The 6,309-nt window shown below is 38.1% G+C and carries 3 protein-coding genes and 2 pseudogenes; 4 read left to right on the plus strand and 1 reads right to left on the minus strand.

Annotated features, from left to right (window positions below; translation table 11 throughout):
* The first annotated feature begins 57 nt into the window (after nt 1–57).
* On the plus strand, nt 58–588 hold the full coding sequence (locus ACPUYX_RS19665) for a hypothetical protein (RefSeq protein WP_426381305.1): 531 nt from the start codon (nt 58–60) through the stop codon (nt 586–588).
* The gene (locus tag ACPUYX_RS19670) at nt 572–1,519 is read left to right on the plus strand and encodes a Kiwa anti-phage protein KwaB-like domain-containing protein (protein WP_426381306.1); all 948 of its coding nucleotides are present in this window, start codon (nt 572–574) and stop codon (nt 1,517–1,519) included. The genes ACPUYX_RS19665 and ACPUYX_RS19670 overlap by 17 nt, the downstream gene beginning before the upstream one ends.
* 949 nt (nt 1,520–2,468) lie before the next feature.
* On the opposite strand, the pseudogene ACPUYX_RS19675 reads toward ACPUYX_RS19670, so the two are convergent.
* A pseudogene (locus ACPUYX_RS19675) lies at nt 2,469–3,542 on the minus strand (cell wall-binding repeat-containing protein); the annotation flags it as partial.
* Nucleotides 3,543–3,933: 391 nt separating this feature from the next.
* On the opposite strand from ACPUYX_RS19675, the gene ACPUYX_RS19680 reads away from it, so the two are divergent.
* Nucleotides 3,934–5,520 (plus strand): recombinase family protein, encoded by a 1,587-nt coding sequence (locus ACPUYX_RS19680; RefSeq protein WP_426381307.1) that lies wholly within the window; start codon nt 3,934–3,936, stop codon nt 5,518–5,520.
* 13 nt (nt 5,521–5,533) lie between these two features.
* A pseudogene (locus ACPUYX_RS19685) lies at nt 5,534–5,818 on the plus strand (sigma-70 family RNA polymerase sigma factor); the annotation flags it as partial.
* Nucleotides 5,819–6,309 lie beyond the last annotated feature (491 nt).

The following is a 6,309-nucleotide window of genomic DNA, read 5'->3' on the forward strand; positions in this document are numbered from 1 at the left end:
GACTATGGAGAATATTGTTAAAATGCAAATTGCCATCCTCACAAAGGAGGAGTTGTTTTGAGACAGTATGTAAGACTAATTTTGTTCTTAAGTTCATATGCACCATTATTAGTCATTTTTGCTATGCAGAATAGATTTAATAATTATTGGGTATCGGTTAGCCTCATCGGGATAGGCTTTATTTCTGTTTGCTTCTTGGCTTATTTAATTAGGTTTTCTAAAAAAAATATAGAACCAATTCACATTTCTGTCCAAGAGGTTAACTATAAAGATGGTGAAGCTGTTAGCTATATAGTAACCTATATCATTCCCTTCATTGGCATAGACCTGACTTCCTTAAATAACTGGGCATCCCTATTGATAATGTTTGTAATCCTTGCAGTTTTATATATTAATTCCAACTTGCTTTACATCAACCCCTTGCTTAACATTGCAGGATTCCACATATACGAGGTAAAAAATGTTGAAGGGGCTACGTTAGCTTTAATATCAAAAGACAGTGAAGTACGTGTTAATGAGATCCTTCGTGCTGTCAATTTACATAGAAATGTTTATTTGGAGGTAAAACAGAATGAAGGAGAAAATTAAAAGATGCCTAGAGGTCCTAGAAGGTGATGTCCTAGTAAGCTTAGTTTTAGTTGCTCATAAAAAGGGGGACCGTGAATACAGAAATGTAAGACTAGGCACATCACTTGCCGATGTGTTTAGAAGTTTTACTAGGGAATACTTCAAAAGTATTTCCCAGGCAATCACTGACAATGTGAAGGAATTAAAGGAATATAATGCTGGGTACAAAGCCGATGCTCATGAAATTGAGTATCTAACGGTCACTGAGGAAATAAATACGTCACTCAATGATGTCATTAAATCCATACCCTCTGACATAAAACCATTCGATTTAGATGAGACGAAATTTCTAAATAAACTATCCTACTATTTCGTTATGCTTAGTAATTCCATCGGAGATAGGGTTATTCTTTTTCGAAAATACAACAGTAAAAAAGAACTAACACGTAGTGGATTATTTGCTGCCATATTAAACAATGGAATCTTTGATAGGTTGGAATACAAGACATTACTGTTTGATGATAAGATTGACTGTTTCTATTTCAATGGAAGTATTTTTGTTGAGAATACATATTACTTTCAACTAATTTTTGATTACTACGAGGGTCTTAAGGCAAATGCAGAAACTATATTGGAAACAATAGCCTCCAAGATACCAGTATCTGGATGGACGGAGTTTCATAATCATTGTATTGGAAATCAAAATATGTTAGCCAAATTAAATAACGTAGCTAGTAAACCCTATTTTCGAGATCTAACAATGGCCGACTTACGAAGGACAATTGACCACTATGGATTAGACATTCAAGTTATAGAAGAAGACGGAGTAGAAAAGCTCTTGTATCTTGATACGGATAGGTGGGGGCTGTTAAAATTGCTTGACGACGATTATTTAGATTCAGTAATGACTAATGGTCGTTATCTAGTTAACTCAAAGAAGGCCATTTCATAGTCAAAGAGTTGCTCAAACTTTGTGTCACTCAAATGCCAGATTTCTAGGTTATGAACAAATATCCCTAAATTAGAATCACTTTGCAATGGCATCCATATCAGGAAAAGCAGCCGACCTGGGGTGATTACGTCCAGTTATCGACTGCTTTCCCACTTTACTGTACTAAAGCATGCATCCCGTTTTGCTGATCAAACTAACCATAGAAATCAGTCACGACTCGAATGTCACAACTTATGTAGGAAGCATAGAAGCTCTAAACACATATGGTGGGTATTTTTAAAAAATGTTATCCACATGTGATTACATTATGCCCGATCCTTCCTCAACGGCTCATTGTGGTGGGCTGGCATGAAGATGCCCTGGTTCGATCAAGCCCCTGCTCGATCTAAGCTAATGGCATATAGGTCAAAGAAAAGTCGGTGGCTGCTGTAACGGCAGTCCCGACTTTTTTCGTGTCAATAATCATTTAGTTGACGTTTATTATATAATCAATTGTTTTAGTTTTAGGGAAATTAGTATATTGAACTTTATAGGTCCCTGTTTGAGTAGCTTGAAAAGTCGATACTAGGTATCCTCCTGATCCGATGGCAGCAGGAGATCCAGCTGGAACACCAACTTGTTGAATTAATGTTATTGGGTCATTATTCGGAGCATAATCGAACCAATAGTCTGGGCTACCTGAATGACCAGAAATTATATTAAAATTTTGACCAACTTTAACATTAATTGGTGCTGTACTCGTGACGAAAGTGCTGGCAACTAGAGTATTGGCAACTATGGGATCTCCACCTCTGTAGGATACACTATATTCTACAGGTTGATCAGTTTTTGGAACTGTTAAGCTTGCTGATGCATAAGCCACGGAGATTGCTGTAGGAGTTACTGTTTTGCCTGAAGCTGTTACTGTGAAGTCAGACATGATCGGTCTAGCAATAGAAACTCCACTTAAACGTATGGTCTCAGGAACAACAGCAGGTCCACCTAGAGCAGTAGTGACACTTGAGGATGAGGTTGAAGAAGACAAAGATACACTAATATTATCATCAAGAGCATCACTAAGAACACTGGCAGATGTAATTTTGTCAGCATAAACATAAACAGTGGGAACACGAGATCCATCTGTAAGAAAAATCGGGGAGCTAGTTTGAGCTGCCAGTGGTGCTCCTGCTAGAGCATCAATACCAGTTTCACCGTTAGCAATAAATACGTGATCATATTTGAGTACTGAGTTAAAGTCTTGAATGACTTGCTTATTTGTATCATATTTGGTGTTGCCCCAGTGACGAGCTGGGATAGGAAACTTATTTTTGACAGCATCACTAATTACACCAGTCCCCCCGATGATATCAGAAGAAGTGATTGCAGATCCTGTGGTAGATGCTAAATATCCAGCAACACTCGTTGGCACAACATCTTTTTCCGTCAGGAGGATCGGCTCATTGTTAGCAGAAGCTATTGGGGCTATGGAGAGTGCATCTGGGATGCTGTTAGCTACAGCAACTACAGTTACACCAGTCATTTGTTTGGCTATGTTGACGGATGTTTCGTATTTATCGAATCCACCGAGAGGAACGACTGTGATGCCCATCCCTTTTAGCTCATCGATAACACTTTGTTTGATTACAGCCGTCCCACTGGTTACATAAACCTTTGTAACATTCAGTTTGGTGAGTTCAGCTTTAGTGTCAGGATCTAATTTGTCTTGAGGCCCCTGCAGAAGGATCGGAGCTTTCAAGGATGTTGCCAGGGGGCCAGCTGTTAAAGCATCAACCATACCATAAGACATTGAGGATGCAAGTACTGCTGTACCACTAAGGAGATAAGGTGTTGATGCATTAGGGTCACCCCACCATCTTAATTCTTGATCGGCAATTTGAACTGCTGTTTGTACAGCCGTTGTGCCAGCTATTCGAGTTGGGGTAATGTTTAATCCAGTACCAACTGCAAATGCATTGAAGGGAACCATTGTGAGTGTCAAACTTGAAATAACTAAAGATGCCATAACTTTGCTGATCTTTTTCATATATATCTCCTCTCAATTTGAAACCCATCTATGTCTCGTGAATGAATGCTCTCTATCACTTATTAAGGACGTATCTTGACTTAATCCCTAAAATGTGTAGCAATACTGGGTTTTACATTGGGACTACCTAAATTATAGCATGAGAATTTGTTGCTAAACGTAATAATCGAGTTTCCAATATTTATGCCCATAATAAAATATTGGTACAATTACCGTAACATGGCTAAAAGCACAATACATTAACTTATGAAGGGAGTTCGGAAGTTCTAGGTGTGCTTATATATATTGCCAAATTACGGAATAGTTGTCTCTATATATTAGAAGCAAACTTATGCTACAATGTAGATATAATGGTGAAGAAATAACATCACCTCGTTAAGGGGGCATAAGGATGGCCGTGTCAATTGAAGGTATGGACAGAATTGCAGTGTATCTACGAAAATCAAGAGCTGACCAAGAAGCTGAAGCTCGGGGTGAAGGAGAAACACTATCAAAGCATCGAAAGGCACTCTTCGAATATGCTACAAAGCATAAGATATTAATCCAAGATGAGAACGTATATCAAGAAGTAGTATCTGGAGAGAAAATTGCTTATCGGCCTGAAATGCAAAGACTTTTAGAAAATGTAGAACTCGGAAAATACAAGGCCGTATTGTGTATGGATGTAGACCGTCTTGGCCGTGGTAATATGATAGATCAAGGAACAATTCAAGAAGCCTTTAAACTTTCGAATACTTTAATTATTACACCACGGAAAGTGTATGATCTGAATGATGAACTTGATGAAGAATGGTCTGAGTTTGAGTCCTTTATGGCTAGACGGGAACTGAAAATAATCACACGTCGTATGCAACGGGGGAGGGTTCAATCAGTTTTAGAAGGCAAATATATTGGAGCAAAACCTCCGTTCGGCTATAACAAAAACTCTGATAGTATTCTGGTCCCTAATGACGATGCTAAAATAGTCAAGATGATCTTCGACTGGTATGTTGATGGAGATGAGGAAGGCAACCCAATGGGTTCAACCAAGATTGCAGATAGACTAAATGAGTTGGGAATTAAGTCACCACTTCGAAAGCAAGACTGGATACCGTCGACGGTCTTAAGTGTCTTAAAAAACGAAGTGTACATCGGTAAAATTCAGTGGAAGAAGACCTTTAGGGATAAAAAAGAGGGAATTGGTTATCGTCTTGATCGGTCGGAATGGATTGAGGCTGAGAAAAGACATGAGTTTATTATAGATGAAGCTAAATTTAAGAAAGCACAGAATATCTTAGAAAATAACTTGACCCCACAGACCAAAACCAAAACACCGAGAAATCCCTTAGCAGGACTTATCGAATGTGGGGGGTGTAAGCATAAAATGGTTATGCAAACATCAACAGGAAAAAGATATGCACATATACCAATGGAACAAAGGTTAAGGATGGTTAAGTGCATTACTCCTGGTTGTACTGTACGTTCTTCCAGCTTTAAATATATAGAAGAGAGGCTATTAGCAGCTCTAGAAGATTATTTGGAGGATCTAATATTAGAAGAAGAAAAAATCAAACTTCATTATAAAAAAATAAAAGAGGATAATTTATACCCTAAGTTAATCCTCGATGCCGAGAAACAGTTGGACGGACTCCAGAAACAGGTTGACAAGATAGATACCTTTCTAGAGCAAGGAGTTTATAGCATCGAGAAGTATACCGAAAGAAGCCAAAAGCTTAACCAGGAAATACTAAGGGTAAATAAAGTATTAAAGGAATTAAAGGAAGAAAACTCTAGGTACCTTAACAGAACTGAAGGTATACCTAAAAGGATCGATACAGTCACTAGGGTGATTAGAGGATATGTCAAAGCAAAGGTTGAAAATGATGTCACTCTTCAAAACAAACTATTGAAACAAGTTCTAGTAAGAGTCATTTATCACAGAGAACAAGAGATTGAAAAAGGTGACTTTGACCTAAACTTAGAGGTAAAAGAATTGTAGATATAATGATTATGGCAATGAGATTTCGCTCATTGATGTTCTGGGTTCCAATGAAGAGGATATTTCTATTAGAGTTGAAAATGCTTCGGAGCAGAAAGCGTTATTAGAACTCGTTAAGAAGCTTACCAAGAGAGAAAAAATGGTGCTTCAGTTGCGCTACGGTCTTATGAACAGTCCCAAGCGAACCCAGCGAGAGATTGCTAAAGTCCTTGAGATTTCGCGGTCTTACGTATCTAGGATTGAAAAAAAGGCAATTCAAAAGTTGATGGAAGAAATGAAAAAGATCGATCCTAAATAATAACGAGAGGATTTACTGGAATAAATCATTGAACACTCGAAAGAGCAGGTCGTCTGTTATGTTTCCGTGTACGTAACACGTTGAGTGTGTTACAAGTTTAAGAAAACAGACACTCTGAAAGCTGCTATTCATGGCCCATGCAGAACGCCCAACAATACCAGATGAGCGGTCGAAAACCTACTTGAGTGCCAAACGGCGAACCAATTTTTATAACTCTTAAATAGCTGTTGACAAGGTAGGCCGAACATGCTAAGATAAACTTCCAGTCGAATTTGGGCAAGCGACTGATTAAGGATAACAATCAGAATTGGTTATTGACAACAAAAGTTTAAAATGCTAAAATACTTTTCTGGCCCAAAAAGCTGTGGTCTTTGAAAACTAAACAACAAGGACAGCCAATGAGAGAAACTCGCAAGAGTTTCAAAAAGAATCATGAAATCATGAGCAAGATATCATCTTCTTTAAAGAAGTTGAGATAACTTTTTTGGAGA

The organism is Desulfosporosinus sp. SYSU MS00001 (genome assembly GCF_049943955.1).
Classification (GTDB): Bacteria; Bacillota; Desulfitobacteriia; order Desulfitobacteriales; family Desulfitobacteriaceae; genus Desulfosporosinus.